This window comes from Bradyrhizobium sp. HKCCYLRH3097, from assembly GCF_051167875.1.
In the GTDB taxonomy this organism is placed as follows: Bacteria; Pseudomonadota; Alphaproteobacteria; order Rhizobiales; family Xanthobacteraceae; genus Bradyrhizobium.
Genome location: NZ_JBNPTX010000005.1, coordinates 39,030 through 54,283 on the forward strand (window position 1 = coordinate 39,030; position 15,254 = coordinate 54,283).

Here is a 15,254-nt window from a genome sequence, read left to right on the forward strand (position 1 = left end):
CTGATTGTTATCTGCTCTGCGGAAAGGTCAGCTCGTCGGCGCCAATCTCGGCAAGATATGGCGCCAGCATGTCCGGTGTCACCTGATCGACATCAGGCGGCGACCATCTGGGATTGCGGTCCTTGTCGATGATCGCCGCACGCACGCCCTCGCGGAAATCGTCGCTGCGGAACACTTCGAGCGCCGCACGATACTCGCGCACCAGGCATTCCTCCAGGGACGCCGCACCGCGTGCCAGTCGCAGCAGCTCGAGCGTCACGACCATGCCGCGCGGCGACTTCTCCTGCAGCGTCTTCAGCGTCGCCAACGCGAGCTCCGAGCCGTCCGCTTTCAAGGCGGCAAAGATGTCGTGCATGCTGTCATGGGCGAACCAGGCGTCGATCTTGGCCTGCTGCGCCGCCACCGGGCCGGACGTCTCCGACGTCGCGAAGCCTGCGATCAGCCGGTCGATCTCGATCGACAGCGTCCCCGGCCTGACTTTGGTCAGGACCTCGCGCAGCGCCGGCCATTTCTCGGTCGGCACCACGGCATCGGCAAAGCGCGCATGGATCGCATCGGGCCCGTTCATGGTCTGCCCCGTCAGGCCGAAATAGGCGCCGAGTTCGCCGGGCGCGCGCGACAAGAGCCAGGTGCCGCCGACGTCGGGAAAGAAGCCGAGACCGACTTCGGGCATTGCGAGCTTGGTCTTCTCGGTCACGATGCGGTGGCGGCCATGCGCCGACAGCCCGACGCCGCCGCCCATCACCAGCCCGTCCATATAGGCGACATAGGGTTTTGGAAACGCCGCGATGCGCGCGTTCATGATGTATTCCTGGCGCCAGAACACCTTGCCGAGATCGCCATTCGTCTTCGAGCTCTCATAGAGCCCGCGGATATCGCCGCCTGCACAAAGTCCACGCTCGCCCGCGCCTTCGAGCACGACAATTGCGACGGCCGGATCGCCCTCGAACCGATCCAGCGCGGCGTCGATGCCCATCGACATCTCCAGCGTCATCGCGTTGATCGCCTTCGGCCGGTTCAGCCGGATAATGCCGGCCGAGCCTTCGCGGCGGACGATCAGGTCGCCTTCGATAGCCTCGCTCATCGCGCCGCCTCGATCAGCTTGCGCGACACGATCAGGCGCATGATCTCGTTGGTGCCTTCGAGGATCTGGTGCACGCGCAGGTCACGCACGATCTTCTCGATGCCGTATTCGCTCAAATAGCCGTAGCCGCCATGCAGCTGCAGCGCCTGGTTGGCGACCTCGAAGCCGACATCGGTCCCGAAGCGCTTGGCCATAGCGCACAACATGGTCGCGTCAGCATCCTTGCGGTCGAGCGCAGCCGCCGCGCGCCAGACGAAGGTGCGCGCCGCCTCCAGCTCGATCGCCATGTCGGCGATGCGAAACTGCAGCGCCTGGAATTCGTCGAGCCGCTTGCCGAACGCCCTGCGCTCCTTCGTATAGGCCAGCGTCTTGTCGAGCGCCGCCTGCGCGCCGCCGAGCGAGCACGCGGCAATGTTGAGGCGGCCGCCGTCGAGCCCGGCCATGGCGATCTTGAAGCCGATGCCCTCCTCGCCGAGCCGGTTGGCCACCGGAACGCGCGCATTCTCGAAGATCACCGCGCGGGTCGGCTGCGCGTTCCAGCCCATCTTGCGCTCATTGGCGCCGAACGACACGCCGGGGGTATTGGCATCGATCACCAGGGTCGAGATGCCGCCGGGACCGTCGGCTCCCGTGCGAACCATCGCAACGAGGATATCCGTGGCGCCCGCGCCGGAGATGAACTGCTTCTGGCCGTTGAGCACGTAGTCGTCGCCCTCGCGCGCCGCGCGCGTGCGCAGCGCCGCCGCATCGGAGCCCGCGCCCGGCTCGGTGAGGCAATAGCTCGCGATCAGGTCCATGGCGCAGAGCTTCGGCAGGTAAGCCTGGCGTTGGGCCTCGGTACCGAAGGTGTCGATCATCCACGAGGCCATGTTGTGGATCGAGATGAAGGCCGACACCGTGGGGCAGCCCGTCGCCAGCGCCTCAAAGATCAGCGCCGCATCGAGCCGGCTGAGACCCGAGCCGCCGACATCGTCGCGGATGTAGATGCCGCCCATGCCGAGGCTTGCGGCCTCTCGCATCACATCGACGGGAAAATGCTTCTCCTCGTCCCAGCGCAGCGCATGCGGCGCGATCTTCTCCGCCGCGAAGGTGCGCGCCATGTCGCGCACCGCGATCTGATCCTCGTCGAGAGCGAACTGCATCCGTTCTCCGCGTTTCCTGGTCTTGTTTGTTGGCCGTGGCGCCTCTTCACACTCCGTCATTGCGAGCGAAGTGAAGCAATCCAGAGTCCTTCCGCGGAGGCAGCCTGGGTTGCTTCGCCGCTTCGCTCCTCGCGATGACGGAGTGGGAGCCCTAGCGGGCTCCCACTGTTGTCAGTTCATCTCATCACTTCATCAGCGGGATCGAGAATTCCGCGCCTTCCTTGACGCCGGACGGCCAGCGCGAGGTAACCGTCTTGGTCTTGGTGTAGAAGCGGATCGAATCCGGGCCGTGCTGGTTGAGATCGCCGAAGCCGGACTTCTTCCAGCCGCCGAAGGTGTAGTAGGCGATCGGCACCGGGATCGGCACGTTGATGCCGACCATGCCGACATTGACCTTGGCCGCGAAGTCGCGCGCGGCGTCGCCGTCGCGGGTGAAGATCGCGACACCGTTGCCGTAATCATGCTCCGACGGCAGCGCCAGCGCCTCAGCATAGTCCTTGGCACGAACGACCGACAGCACCGGCCCGAAGATCTCCTCCTTGTAGATCCGCATGTCCTTGGTGACGTTGTCGAACAGACAGCCTCCCATGTAGAAGCCGTTCTCGTAGCCCTGCATCTTGAAGCCGCGGCCGTCGACGGCGAGCGTCGCCCCCTCCTTGATGCCGATGTCGACGTAGTTCTTCACGCGCTCGACCGCCTCGCGGGTGACCAGCGGGCCGAAATCGGCCGATGGGTCGACTGACGTGCCGATCTTGAGGCTTTCCACGCGCGGGATCAGCTTCTCCATCAGCCGGTCGGCCGTGGTCTTGCCGACGGGCACCGCAACCGACACCGCCATGCAGCGCTCGCCGGCCGAGCCGTAGCCGGCGCCGATCAGCGCATCGACGGCCTGGTCGAGATCGGCGTCGGGCATCACGATGGCGTGGTTCTTGGCGCCGCCGAAACACTGGCAGCGCTTGCCGTGGGCGGCGGCGCGCTCATAAATGTACTGCGCGATCGGCGACGAGCCGACGAAGCCGATCGCCATGATGTCCGGATCCTCGAGGATGGCGTCGACCGCCTCCTTGTCGCCGTTGACGACGTTGAGGATGCCCGGCGGCAGACCGGCCTCGATCATCAGCTCGGCGAGCTTCATCGGCACGCCCGGATCGCGCTCCGACGGCTTCAGGATGAAGGCATTGCCGCAGGCGATGGCGGGAGCGAACTTCCACATCGGAATCATCGCCGGGAAATTGAACGGCGTGATGCCGGCAACGACACCGAGCGGCTGGCGCATCGAATAGATGTCGATGCCCGGACCGGCACCTTCGGTGTACTCGCCCTTCATCAAATGCGGAATGCCGCAGGCGAACTCAACCACCTCGAGGCCGCGCTGGATGTCGCCCTTGGCATCTGGAACGGTCTTGCCGTGCTCGCGGGCCAGCAGCTCGGCGAGCTGGTCGTAATCGCGCTGCGCGAGCTCCAGAAACTTCATCATGACGCGCGCGCGGCGCTGCGGATTGGTGGCGGCCCAGGCCGGCTGCGCCGCCTTGGCGTTCTCGACCGCGGCCCGGAGCTCGGCGCGGGACGCCAGCGCGACCTTGGCCTGAACGTCGCCAGTCATGGGCTCGAAGACATCGGCCGTCCGTCCAGACGTGCCCTTGACCTCTTTGCCGCCAATAAAATGACCGATCGAACGCATGGGGTATCCTCCGCAGGGGTAAGCAGTGCCGAATTGGCCGGCATCTTGCAGTCTTTGCGGCGTTTGGGAAGGGTCTAAGCGCTGATCGGCGCTGCGAAAATGCCGCCCCTTCGCTCGGTCGGCACGATCACTGCAGACCCCGCGGCGTGCAGCGTGCCGCGTCCCGCATCCGAGCCGCGCGACGGATCAGCGCTTCGCGGCTACCGCCTTCTTCACGGGCCTTTTTGCGGGTGCCCGCACAGGTGCCCTGCCCGCCGGCCCACCTCCGCTGGCGACGGCCAGCGCCACCTCGCGCCCGGAGTTCAGGATATCGTCTGACAATTCGCCGCTGCCCATGAGTCGCGCCATCACGAGCGTCCCCGCCAGAGTCGCGAGCATCGCCGAAGCCCGCTTTCGCGCAGTCTTGGCCGGTACGTCGACGATGTACTCGGCGAACAGGTCGATCAACTCTTCCAGCTTCGCAGCAAAGGCTTTGCGGGTCTTGGCGCTCTCGCGGGCGATTTCCGCTCCGAGCGCAGGAACCGCGCAGCCGTGACCGACATCGTCGCGATGGCCGGCGGACAGATAGCCGTCGACGATGGCCGAGAGCCGCTTCTGCGGCGGCAACTGGTCCAGCAGCTTGCGCCAATGCTCCATCGAACGATCGATCGCATAACCGAACGCCTCCACGACCAACGCCTCGCGCGAATCGAAATGCGCGTAGAAGCCGCCGTGAGTCAGTCCGGCCTCCTTCATCAGGTCTGCAACCCCGACACCATGAGCGCCACGCTCGCGCAGCCGCACCGATGCCTTGCGCACGATCCGCGCGTGGGTTTCCGCCTTGTGTTCCGGAGAGTAACGCATTGCCGTCCCATTGAATGTCTGCGGTCATACTATAACAGCTCTGCGTCCTGCTCGCTGCAGCTATTTGATGAATTCGAGTTGATCTAAATCAACTTCGCTGGCCTGATTTATTCCCGGCACACCCCTGTTGCCCAGGAACCCGACGAGGACGACCATGGACATGCTCAATTCCCACTGCGGCGTGAGTCGTGACGGCCAAGGCGTCGTTCGGCTGACGATCTGCAATGCAGGCGCGCTCAACATTCTCGGTTCGGCAGCGATTCTCGACGTGGAAGCCGGGCTGCGATCGCTCGCCTCCGACGCCGCCATTCGCGTTCTCGTTTTGGCCGGCGAAAGCGGGAAGAGCATGATCGGCGGCGCCGACATCAAGGAGATGGCAACGCTGGACCAGGCTTCAGCGGAAACCTTCATCTCGCGACTTGCCGGGCTCTGCGAAGCGGTGCGACATTTTCCTGCCCCCGTGATTGCGCGGATGCCGGGGTGGTGTCTGGGTGGCGGATTGGAGGTCGCAGCGGCCTGCGATATCCGTGTCGCGGGACACGACGCCAAGTTCGGCATGCCCGAGGTGCGTGTCGGCATTCCCTCGGCCATTCATGCCGCGCTGCTGCCACGTCTCATCGGCTGGGGCCGCACGCGCTGGCTGCTGATGACCGCCGAGACGATCGACGCGCCGACCGCTCTCGCCTGGGGCCTCGTCGATGCCGTCGCCGCCGAGGGAGAACTCGACATCGCGGTCGAGAAGGCCGTGGCATCCCTGCTCGCCTGCGGTCCCGAAGCGCTGCGGACGCAGAAGGCTCTGCTGCGGCAATGGGAGGAGCTGCCGCTGAAGGAGTCCATCGAGATATCGATCGGCGCCTTCGGACGGTCGTTCCTCACCGACGAGCCGAAACGGCTGATGCAACATTTCATCGACCGCAAGCGATAGCAAGTTTCTCCAAGTCTCGCCTCGCAGATCCCGGCAGCCTCGCGCCAGCTTCACGACGGTTCAGCAGGGACCGCCGGGGTTTCCTCTTGCGAGAGATTATTATATGATGATTATCATATTTCATCAGAAAGCCTTGTCATGGCCTCGTCCGATTCCGTCGTGATCCTGTCCGCCGCCCGCACGCCGTTGGGCCGTTTCATGGGCGAATTCTCGCCGCTGAGTGCGAACAAGCTCGGCGCGCACGTGATCGGATCCGCGCTCGAACGCGCCACCGTTTCGCCCGATGCGGTCCAGGAGGTGTTCATGGGCAACGTGCTGTCGGCCGGCCAGGGCCAGGCTCCGGCACGGCAGGCCGCGCGCGGTTCCGGCCTGCCCGACGCCACCGGCGCCACCACCATCAACAAGGTCTGCGGCTCCGGAATGAAGGCCGCGATGCTGGCGCACGACGTCATTCGGGCGGGCTCCGCCGAGATCGTCGTGTCGGGCGGCATGGAGAGCATGAGCAATGCGCCATATCTGCTGACCAAGGCGCGCGGCGGCTATCGTGCTGGCCACGATCGGATCCTCGATCACATGATGCTGGATGGCCTGGAGGACGCCTATGAGACCGGACGCTCGATGGGCGATTTCGGCGAGGCCACGGCCGAGGCCTATCAGTTCACCCGCGCCGACCAGGATGCCTACGCCATCGAGACGCTGACGCGTGCGCGCAAGGCGGTCGAAGGCGGGGCGTTCAAGGCCGAGATCGCCCCGATCACGATCGTCGAGAAATCCGGCCCGCGCCTGGTCGCCAACGACGAGCATCCGCTCAAGGTCGATCCGGTGAAGATCCCGGCGTTCCGCAAGGACGGCACGATCACGCCCGCAGCGTCCTCCGCGAACGCGGATGGTGCCGCGGCGCTCGTGCTCGCCGCGCGGTCGCGTGCCGATCGCGACGGGCTGCCTGTCATCGCGGAGATCAAGGGCCACGCCACCCACAGCCAGGAGCCGAAATGGTTCACGACGGCGCCGATTCCGGCGATCAGGAAACTGCTCGACAAGGTCGGCTGGCGCGTCGAGGATGTCGACCTGTTCGAGATCAACGAGGCCTTCGCCGTCGTTGCCATGGCCGCGCAGCGCGACCTTGGCATCCCGCGTGACCGGCTGAACGTCAACGGCGGCGCCTGTGCGCTCGGCCACCCGATCGGCGCCACCGGCGCGCGGCTGATCGTGACGCTGCTGCATGCGATGAAAGCGCGCGGGCTGAAGCGCGGCGTGGCCGCACTGTGCATCGGCGGCGGCGAGGCGACTGCGATCGCCGTGGAGCGACCCTGATGTCCTGAAACGAGGGAACTTAGCCATTTATGTCATTTGGGCGCCCTGGCAGAATGGGCGCGCAACCCCATTGTACTGAGAGCCTCATGATCTCGAACCAACTTGCAGCGATCCTTGGACGGCGCAACATCCATTACGGCTGGGTGATGGTCGCCGTGACGTTCTTCACGGCCCTGGTGTCCGCCGGCACGGTGGGCGCACCCGGCGTGTTCATCGTGCCCCTCCAGCAGGAATTCGGCTGGAGCACCGCGGAGATCTCCTCGGCGCTCTCCATCCGCTTCGTGCTGTTCGGGCTGATGGCGCCGTTCGCCGCCGCCCTGCTCAACCGCTACGGCCTGCGCAACATCACGCTGCTGGCCCAGTTGATCGTGGTGTCGGCGCTGCTGGCGTCGCTCGCGATGACACAGGTGTGGCACCTCGTGCTGCTGTGGGGCGTCGTGATCGGCATCGGCACCGGCATGACCGCGCTGGTGCTCGGCGCGACCATCGCCACGCGCTGGTTCGTCGCGCGGCGCGGCCTCGTCGTCGGCATTCTCACGGCCAGCGTCGCGACCGGACAGCTGGTGTTCCTGCCGCTGCTCGCGAGTCTCACCGAGCGGCTCGGCTGGCGCGTCGCGCTCGGGCTGATCTGCATCATGCTCGGCGTTTCCGCCACCGCCGTGCTGCTGCTGATGCGCGATCGCCCGAGTGATCTCGGCCTCCGGCCCTATGGCGACAACGGCACCGACCCGATCGCCGCCCCCTCGCCCGTCACCACGCCGATCCTCGCCGCCGCCCTCGGCACCCTCCGCGACGCCTCGCGGGCGCCGGTGTTCTGGATGCTGTTTGCGACGTTCTTCATTTGCGGCGCCTCGACCAACGGCCTTGTCCAGGTGCATCTCATCCCGATGTGCCTCGACTTCGGAATTCCTCAGGTGCAGGCGGCGAGCCTGCTCGCCGCGATGGGCATGTTCGATTTCGTCGGCACGATCGTCTCGGGCTGGCTGTCGGACCGGTACGACAATCGCTGGCTGCTGTTCTGGTACTACGGCCTGCGTGGTCTCTCGCTGCTGTTCCTTCCGTTCACCGACTTCTCGTTCTATGGCCTGTCGCTGTTCGCGATGTTCTATGGCCTCGACTGGATCGCCACCGTGCCGCCGACGGTGCGGCTGACGGCGCAGCGGTTTGGGCCCGAGCGGGCCAACCTGGTGTTTGGCTGGGTGTTCGCCGGACATCAGCTCGGCGCCGGCACCGCCGCGTTCGGCGCCGGCCTGTCGCGCACACTGCTCCAGAGCTACCTGCCGGCGTTCTTCACCGCCGGCGCGCTCTGCATCGTCGCGGCGCTTCTGGCGCTGGCGATCGCGCGGCAGGCGAAGCCCGCCGCGGCGTAAGCTCACGGCCGCGTCGTCATCGCCGTGGGCGGCCCGGGCGTGCGCAGCGGCTCGGCGAGGCGGGCGAACTCGCACAGCAGCGCGCGCGTCTTGCGGGGATCGATAATCTCCTCGACCCAGAACTTCTCGGCCGAGCGGAACGGCGAGCGCAGCTTGGTCAGCCGCTCCTCGATCTCCTTGAGCTTGGCCTTCGGATCCGGCGCGGCGTCGATCTCGGCGCGATACGCCGCCTCGATGCCGCCCTCGAGCGGCAGCGAGCCCCAATGGGCCGACGGCCAGGCATAGCGGATGGAGAATCGATCGGCCGGCTGATGAACGACGCCAGCGACGCCGAAATTATTGCGCACGATCACCGTGCACCACGGCACCGTCGACTGGTTGACGGCGGCCATCGCGCGCACGCCGTGGCGGATGGTCGCGGCCTTCTCCGCCTCGAGGCCGACCATGAAGCCGGGGCAATCCATCAGGTAGACGATCGGCAGATGGAAGGTCTCGGCGAAGTCGACCCAGCGGATCACCTTCTGGCAGGCGTCCGCCGTCCATGAGCCTCCGAAGTGATAGGGATCGCTCGCCAGAACCATCACCGCGCGGCCCTCGAGCCGCGCGAGGCCGATGATGATCGGACGGCCATAGTTCTGCGCCACCTCGAAGAACGAGCCGTTGTCGACGACGGACTCGATGATCGGCCGCATCTTGTAGACGCGCCGGCGATCCCGCGGCACCGCGCTGATGAGCTGCTCGTCGACGCGCTGCGGATCGTCGGTGCAAGGCAAGGTCGGCGGCAGCTCGTAGACCGACGACGGCAGATAGGACAGGAAGCGCCGCGCGCAGGCGAACGCCTCCGCCTCGGTGTCCACAGCATGATCGACGCCGCCGGCCTTGGTCTGGATGTCGGCGCCACCGAGCTCCATCTTGCCGAGGTCCTGGCCCAGGCGCTTCACGACCGGCGGCCCGGCGACGAACATCGCCGACTGCTTGGTCATCACCGAGTAGTGGCTCGCCGCGAGCCGCGCTGCGCCAAGCCCCGCGACCGAGCCGAGGCCGAGCGCGACCACCGGGACCAGCGACATGTTCTCGGTCGTGTAGCGGTACCAGCGATTGCCGCCGATGCCGCCGGGCAGATTGGCCGCGCCTTTGGTCTCGATCGTCTTGACCGAACCGCCGCCGCCGGAGCCCTCGATGATACGGATGATGGGCAGACGGAAGTCGTGCGCCATCTCCTCCGCCATCAACGGCTTGGCGGCGATTGAGGCATCGGCCGAGCCGCCACGCACGGTGAAATCGTCGCCGACCACGACCACGGTGCGGCCGTCGACGCGGGCGCGCCCGAACACGCAATTGGCGGGCGTGACGTGCTTGAGCTCGCCCTGCTCGTCATACTCGCCGAGGCCGGCGACCGCGCCGATCTCGTGAAAGCTGCCGGGATCGACGACGCCGTCGATGCGCTCGCGAACGGTGAGACGGCCCTGGTCGTGCTGACGCTTGACCTTGTCAGGCCCGCCCATCTCCCGCGCGAAGGCCTCGCGCCGGGCCAGTTCCTCGAGCTCCGGCTGCCAACTCATTCGTTCCCCCTGCCCCGGTGATGGTCTTGTTCTTGTGGTTAGTCTTCGCGTTCACCTGGAGCGGTTTTCTGTCCATCCGGTTGTTGAAGACGTCGGCTTCCGCGCCCTGCAGCAGCGCGGCGATGCTGCGGCCGAGCTCGCGCATCGGCTGGGCGACCTCGTCATGCAGCCGCTGCTCGTCGTACATCGCCGACAACAGCCCGATCGTGAGCACGACATAGGTCTGGTATTGCGGCGACCACAGCGGCAGCGCGACGCCATTGATGTGCGGACTCCACAGGCCGCAGGCCACGACGTAGCCATGCTCCTTGAGAAACTGTCTGTTGTGCTCGAGGCGTGGCCGCAGCAGCTTGGCCGCGTCAGGCATCTCGCGCTCCATCTCGGCCAGCAAGGCGTCGCCGACCTCCGGCTCGAGCGCGGCGACATAGGCATGACCGGCCGCGGTCGAGGCCATCGAGATGCGGCTGCCGGTGGTCTCATGCAGTCCGAGCGCATTCGCGGCGCGGCCGAACTCCAGATAGACGAGGTGGAAGCGATCGGGAATCACGAAGCCGACGGTGCCGGGCAACTGCTCCGCGACGTCCTGCAGCCGCTGCCGGATCAGATTGCGCAGCTGCAAGCCTCTGGTCATCGACGTGCTCATCGCCACGGCACTCGGGCCGATGCGGTATTTCTGATCGCGCGGCAGGTAGACCAGCTGGCCCATGCGCGTCAGCGTGTGCGTCAGCCGCGACACCGTCGACCGCGGCAGGCCGCAGCGGTTGGAGATTTCGAGATTGCCGAGCCGCGCCTCGTGCCCCTCGAAACAGCGAAGCACGTCGAACGCCCGCGACACCACCTGAATGACCTCGCCCTCGCCGGCGAGATCTCCGGGCAGCATGCTGCCCCTGCTCAATCGCTCAGACCGTCGTCCCATGCGTTTCCCACCAATTCCGTCATGCGGAATGATATTCCGCTTGTTGAACAAGCTAGCCCAGCCGTTTTGCCGTCACAACAGCAGACCGTCTCCAAAACCCGCCATTCTTCAGCGTGTTGGCACAAGACTCGGCATCCTCAGGCAATCGGCTGCAGGATGCGGGAGGGACGATCGTCGCCGGTTCCAACGCGCGGTACCGCAGCGGCGGCTTTCGATGGGCATCGCCTCTCGCGCATGGCAACACGGGACGGTCATCGCGCCCGCAAACCCGCTCAATCGGTGAGCAGCGGCAACATTTGACCAGCGTTGCGACAAGTGTGGGCTGGCTGCGCCGTCGCGGCTGCGACATAACCGGCGCGAGACCTTGTTCCCGCCGAGCTTGCCATGACCACCCACCCGAGGCCGATCCGACATCCGCAGCATTGGGCGACGGCCGCGATGCCGCCGCTGCAGCGCTTCCTGTCGGCCTGCCATGCCGACTTCTGGCCCGATCATGACGGCACCGTTGCGAACTACATCCCCGAGCTCGGCAAGGCCGACCCGGCGCATTTCGGCATCGGCCTCGCCACATTGGACGGCCACGTCTACGAGGTCGGCGACAGCCGCGTGCCGTTCACGATCCAATCGATGTCGAAGCCGTTCGTGTTCGCGCTCGCGCTCGATACGCTCGGCTCCGACGAGGTCGAGCGCGTGATCGGCGTCGAGCCGTCCGGCGATCCCTTCAATTCGATCCGGCTCAATGCGGAGAACCACCCGTTCAATCCGATGGTCAATGCCGGCGCGATCGCGTGCAGCGGCCTGATCCGCAAGGCACGTCAGAATGACGCCTTCGAGACCATTCGCGACGCGCTCGGCCGCTTCGCCGGCCGCAAGCTCGATGTCGACGACGCGGTGTTCGCGTCGGAAGCCGCCACCGGCGATCGCAACCGCGCGATCGCCTATCTGCTGCGGACGTCGGAGGTCATCAGGGAGCCTGTCGACGACGTGCTCGCGGTCTACTTCCAGCAATGCGCCGTGCTCGTCACCGCGCGCGACTGCGCGATCATGGCGGCCACGCTCGCCAATCGTGGCGTCAATCCCGTCACCGGAGAGCAGGTGGTGACGCCCTATGCGGTGTCGCGCACGCTGTCGGTGATGACCTCGTCGGGCATGTATGACTTCGCCGGCGAATGGATCTACCGCGTCGGCATTCCCGCCAAGAGCGGCGTCGGCGGCGGCATCCTGGCGAGCCTGCCCGCGCGGCTCGGGCTCGGCAGCTATTCGCCCAGGCTCGACGGTCACGGCAACAGCGTGCGCGGCATCAAGGTCTGCGAGGCGCTGTCGGCGCATTACGGCCTGCACATGCTCAACCGTTCCGACGATGCGCGCACCACGATCATCGCCGACTACGACATCGGCGCCAGCCCGTCGCGACGCAGCCGCCGCGCGCAGGAGCGCAACATCCTCGCCGCACATCCGGACGCGGTGCGCGTGCTCGAGCTGGTCGGCACGCTGTCGCTCTCCAACGTCGACTACGTCTCGCGCCAGCTTGCGGCGAGCACGCGACCGCAATTCGTCATCGTCGACCTCCATCGCGTCACCGCGATGACACAAGCAGGCGTGCGCCTGCTTTCCGAGCTGTTTCACGAGCTCGCCGACTTCGACGTGACCGTCGTGCTGTCGGGCATCCGCCGCAGCTCGCCGGAATGGCAGGAGATCGCGGCCCGCACCGGCGACATCAGGAACGTCCGCGACTTCTACCTGCTCGACGCCGCGATCGAATGGGCCGAGGACCAGATCGTCTATCGCTATGGCGGGGCGATCGACTTCCTCGAAACCACCGAGCTCGCCGAGCAGCCGCTGCTCGCCGGGCTCTCCGCGGACGAGCGCCACGAGCTCGCGGCGCTCGCGACCATCCGGCACTATCAACAGGGCGAACGCATCCTGGCGGCCGGCGATGCTGCGGCCTCGCTTTTCTTCCTGCGCTCCGGCGTCGTCCACGTCACCCTGCCCGACGGCATCCGGCTGGCGACGCTGACGGCGGGGCAATGCTTCGGCGAGATGGCGCTGCTGGAGCCCGTGCGCTCCGCCGACGTCGTCGCGGATTTCTCCGCCACCGCTTTCGAGATCTCGCTGGTGGATTTCGAGCGTTTCCGCGTGCGCCATCCGAAAGCCGGCGAGCGCATCATGCGCAATCTGGCGCAACTGCTGGCCGAGCGTCTGACGGTCGCCAATGCGCGGCTCAACCTGCTCGCGGCAGACTGATTTCAGTGCGTCGAAGTCAGTCATCGAAGCGTCGCACGCGGTCGAAGCAAACAAATACTCAAGGTTGTAATTCACAGTAACTAACGGCTTCTGGTCGATAATTCGCATCACTCGTATTTGTACGGGCTCGCCTAAACGTTACCGGGACTCGGTCGCAGGACAACCATAAGCGAGCCCAATTCACGCCGCATTACCCGACGATGTTCTGAACCGTCGATGAACGCCGAGTGGGGACTCGCGAAGCGAACGTCGAAGTGGGGTGTTCCGAGTAAAATTCCAGCCGACGTAGCGTGTGTATTTGCGCCACGGAGAGTCGTGTCCAGTGTCCAGGGAGGAAACGGCATGAAGGAAGCCACTAAGAGGGCAACGTCGGAGGCACTCGCGCATATGCTGGCGGTGACGTCCATGATCGTCATCGCCAGCGTCCTGTTCTACGGGCGATGAAGGGCTGTCTGGAGGTTCTGCGTCGCAGTTTCTTCATCGCCCGTAGGTAGGAATGTGAGCTTGATTGCTCACGCGAACGACCGAGTTGAGTTGCGTTTGAGTTAGTAGGCGTAGCGTAACAGTATTGTGTCAATCGCGCGGCGATCCGGGTCGGGACGAATTTTTCATGCGTATCGTCCCGCCTCGGCCGCCCGCGGTCGACCTTTTCAGACGTCGTTCTGTTCCCCATCTTCATTTGACTTTCCCGAAGTACGGCACGATGCCGCCTGCGAAGGTGACGAAGCGGGCCATGACGAGATCGCCGATCGCAAGTTCGTGGTCGCCATGGGCCATGATGCGAAAGCCCTCGCGCATATCCACCAGCACGATGTTGTAGGGCACATGCGCGCGCGTCTCCGGCGTCGCGGCACGACAGACCAATGATGCCGCATAGATGGTACCTTCGCCCGTCGCCGCGTGATCGGTGAGCGCAAGCGAGCCGCAGGCCGCGCAGAAGCCGCGGCGGAAATACTGCAGGTGGGCACAGCACGCACAGCGCTGAAAGCGAATCGCTGCAACCCCCCTGGTCCAGTCGGACGATTCGCTCATCGCACACGCTCCCAGAACATGCTGACATGCGACGACAGCACGCCGCCATCGCCGTGCAGCAGCGCCAGCGCTGCTTCGCGGACTTGGCGAGGTCCGGCGCGCCCCGTCATCTGCAGATGCGCTTCGCTCAGATGCGCCATGGCGCCGCCGACGCCGCAATGACCGTAGCTGAGCAGCCCGCCATGGGTGTTGAGCGGCACGGCGCCGTCGCGGCTGAAATGACCGGCCCTGACCCGCGCCGCCGCCTCGCCGCGGCCGGCGAGGCCGAGATCCTCGAGCAGCATGCAGAGCGTGATGGTGAAACTGTCATAGACGGCGGCGTAGTCGACGTCTTTGATGTCTACACCCGCTGCTGCCTTCGCCTTCGCGATCGCGATTTCGGCGCCGAGCTCGCTCAGGGCCGGCGCCGCCGTGACGTGCTGATGCGTATGCGCCTGGGCACAGCCGCGCACGTGCACCGCAATCGCTCCGGTCGGCTCGCGGCTGACGACGATGGCGGCGCCGCCGTCGGACACCGGACAGCAGTCGAGCAGCTTGAGCGGCCGCGCCACCGGCTTCGATGCCATGACGTCCGCGATGGTGATCGGCTCATGGAATTGCGCGCCGGGATGATCGAGCGCATGCGCCCGCATCAGCACGGCGAACTCGGCGAGGTCATGCTCGGTGACGCCGTATTCGTGCATGTAGCGCGAGGCGACGAGGCCGTAATAGGCAGGGATGGTCGGCCCGAGCGGCAGCTCATAATCGGGATGGCCGACCTGGGCCAGCGCCTGGATCGACGCATCGCGGCTCTGCCCGGTCAGCCGGTTCTCTCCGGCGACCACGAGCATGTGCCTGACGACGCCGGCTTCGACCAGGTGATGCGCGAGCATCACCATCGCGAGCCCGGTGGCGCCGCCGACCTGCACCGCATGGGCGTAAGAGGGTGTGATGCCGAAGTGCTCGGCGAACACGGTTGCGAGCATGATGTGCGGCGACACAGTGGAATAGCCGCACAGGATGCCGTCGATGTCGCGCCGCGTCAGCCCGGCATCATCCAGCGCAAGCTGCGCCGCCATGCTCATCAGGTCGAGCGACGAGCGGCCGTCATGCCTGCCGAACGAGGTAAGCCCGGTGCCGGTGATGTAGGTCATGGTCCCCA

General features: G+C 66.0%; 12 protein-coding genes. 4 read left to right on the plus strand and 8 right to left on the minus strand.

Annotation, left to right across the window (positions count from 1 at the left end):
* Positions 1-7 precede the first annotated feature (7 nt).
* From ACQR0U_RS14055 to ACQR0U_RS14070, 4 genes are all read right to left on the minus strand, one after another.
* Positions 8-1,084 carry an enoyl-CoA hydratase/isomerase family protein gene (locus ACQR0U_RS14055; RefSeq protein ID WP_316225322.1) on the minus strand — a complete coding sequence of 359 codons (1,077 nt, stop codon included), beginning with the start codon at positions 1,082-1,084 and terminating at the stop codon, positions 8-10.
* Complete coding sequence (locus tag ACQR0U_RS14060; RefSeq protein WP_316172005.1) at positions 1,081-2,226, minus strand: acyl-CoA dehydrogenase family protein; 1,146 nt, start codon at positions 2,224-2,226, stop codon at positions 1,081-1,083. The genes ACQR0U_RS14055 and ACQR0U_RS14060 overlap by 4 nt, the downstream gene beginning before the upstream one ends.
* Before the next feature lie 184 nt (positions 2,227-2,410).
* The gene (locus ACQR0U_RS14065; protein ID WP_316225321.1) at positions 2,411-3,907 is read right to left on the minus strand and encodes a CoA-acylating methylmalonate-semialdehyde dehydrogenase; all 1,497 of its coding nucleotides are present in this window, start codon (positions 3,905-3,907) and stop codon (positions 2,411-2,413) included.
* 186 nt (positions 3,908-4,093) lie between these two features.
* On the minus strand, positions 4,094-4,750 hold the full coding sequence (locus ACQR0U_RS14070; RefSeq protein ID WP_316192704.1) for a TetR/AcrR family transcriptional regulator: 657 nt from the start codon (positions 4,748-4,750) through the stop codon (positions 4,094-4,096).
* 154 nt (positions 4,751-4,904) lie between these two features.
* Here ACQR0U_RS14070 and ACQR0U_RS14075 point away from each other — a divergent pair, with 154 nt between their 5' ends.
* The 3 genes from ACQR0U_RS14075 to ACQR0U_RS14085 all read left to right on the plus strand — a co-directional run bounded on the left by ACQR0U_RS14075 (position 4,905) and on the right by ACQR0U_RS14085 (position 8,359).
* Positions 4,905-5,675: an enoyl-CoA hydratase gene (locus ACQR0U_RS14075; RefSeq protein ID WP_316225320.1), complete on the plus strand. Its 771-nt coding sequence runs from the start codon at positions 4,905-4,907 to the stop codon at positions 5,673-5,675.
* Positions 5,676-5,813: 138 nt separating this feature from the next.
* On the plus strand, positions 5,814-6,989 hold the full coding sequence (locus ACQR0U_RS14080) for a thiolase family protein (protein ID WP_316172008.1): 1,176 nt from the start codon (positions 5,814-5,816) through the stop codon (positions 6,987-6,989).
* An 86-nt stretch (positions 6,990-7,075) separates the two neighbouring features.
* The gene (locus tag ACQR0U_RS14085; protein WP_316172009.1) at positions 7,076-8,359 is read left to right on the plus strand and encodes an MFS transporter; all 1,284 of its coding nucleotides are present in this window, start codon (positions 7,076-7,078) and stop codon (positions 8,357-8,359) included.
* A gap of 2 nt (positions 8,360-8,361) precedes the next feature.
* Here the strand turns inward: ACQR0U_RS14085 and ACQR0U_RS14090 are convergent, their stop codons facing one another.
* Positions 8,362-9,921, minus strand: a complete 1,560-nt coding sequence (locus ACQR0U_RS14090) for an acyl-CoA carboxylase subunit beta (protein WP_315749753.1) — start codon at positions 9,919-9,921, stop codon at positions 8,362-8,364.
* On the minus strand, positions 9,851-10,837 hold the full coding sequence (locus tag ACQR0U_RS14095) for an IclR family transcriptional regulator (RefSeq protein WP_316164610.1): 987 nt from the start codon (positions 10,835-10,837) through the stop codon (positions 9,851-9,853). Before ACQR0U_RS14095 ends, ACQR0U_RS14090 begins: the two co-directional genes overlap by 71 nt.
* Before the next feature lie 384 nt (positions 10,838-11,221).
* Between ACQR0U_RS14095 and glsA the strand changes: the two genes are divergently transcribed.
* Positions 11,222-13,081: a glutaminase A gene (gene glsA / locus ACQR0U_RS14100; RefSeq protein WP_316164609.1), complete on the plus strand. Its 1,860-nt coding sequence runs from the start codon at positions 11,222-11,224 to the stop codon at positions 13,079-13,081.
* Between the two features lie 675 nt (positions 13,082-13,756).
* Here the strand turns inward: glsA and ACQR0U_RS14105 are convergent.
* The gene (locus tag ACQR0U_RS14105) at positions 13,757-14,113 is read right to left on the minus strand and encodes a Zn-ribbon domain-containing OB-fold protein (protein WP_316164608.1); all 357 of its coding nucleotides are present in this window, start codon (positions 14,111-14,113) and stop codon (positions 13,757-13,759) included.
* The gene (locus ACQR0U_RS14110) at positions 14,110-15,246 is read right to left on the minus strand and encodes a thiolase family protein (protein ID WP_315749747.1); all 1,137 of its coding nucleotides are present in this window, start codon (positions 15,244-15,246) and stop codon (positions 14,110-14,112) included. Before ACQR0U_RS14110 ends, ACQR0U_RS14105 begins: the two co-directional genes overlap by 4 nt.
* Positions 15,247-15,254 lie beyond the last annotated feature (8 nt).

Coding starts and splice junctions, on each gene's coding strand:
- ACQR0U_RS14095 (WP_316164610.1), bottom strand. CDS start 10,837: ATGGGACGACGGTCTGAGCGATTGAGCAGGGGCAGCATGCTGCCCGGA.
- ACQR0U_RS14055 (WP_316225322.1), bottom strand. CDS start 1,084: ATGAGCGAGGCTATCGAAGGCGACCTGATCGTCCGCCGCGAAGGCTCG.
- ACQR0U_RS14080 (WP_316172008.1), top strand. CDS start 5,814: ATGGCCTCGTCCGATTCCGTCGTGATCCTGTCCGCCGCCCGCACGCCG.
- glsA (WP_316164609.1), top strand. CDS start 11,222: ATGACCACCCACCCGAGGCCGATCCGACATCCGCAGCATTGGGCGACG.
- ACQR0U_RS14085 (WP_316172009.1), top strand. CDS start 7,076: ATGATCTCGAACCAACTTGCAGCGATCCTTGGACGGCGCAACATCCAT.
- ACQR0U_RS14060 (WP_316172005.1), bottom strand. CDS start 2,226: ATGCAGTTCGCTCTCGACGAGGATCAGATCGCGGTGCGCGACATGGCG.
- ACQR0U_RS14075 (WP_316225320.1), top strand. CDS start 4,905: ATGGACATGCTCAATTCCCACTGCGGCGTGAGTCGTGACGGCCAAGGC.
- ACQR0U_RS14090 (WP_315749753.1), bottom strand. CDS start 9,921: ATGAGTTGGCAGCCGGAGCTCGAGGAACTGGCCCGGCGCGAGGCCTTC.
- ACQR0U_RS14065 (WP_316225321.1), bottom strand. CDS start 3,907: ATGCGTTCGATCGGTCATTTTATTGGCGGCAAAGAGGTCAAGGGCACG.
- ACQR0U_RS14110 (WP_315749747.1), bottom strand. CDS start 15,246: ATGACCTACATCACCGGCACCGGGCTTACCTCGTTCGGCAGGCATGAC.
- ACQR0U_RS14105 (WP_316164608.1), bottom strand. CDS start 14,113: ATGAGCGAATCGTCCGACTGGACCAGGGGGGTTGCAGCGATTCGCTTT.
- ACQR0U_RS14070 (WP_316192704.1), bottom strand. CDS start 4,750: ATGCGTTACTCTCCGGAACACAAGGCGGAAACCCACGCGCGGATCGTG.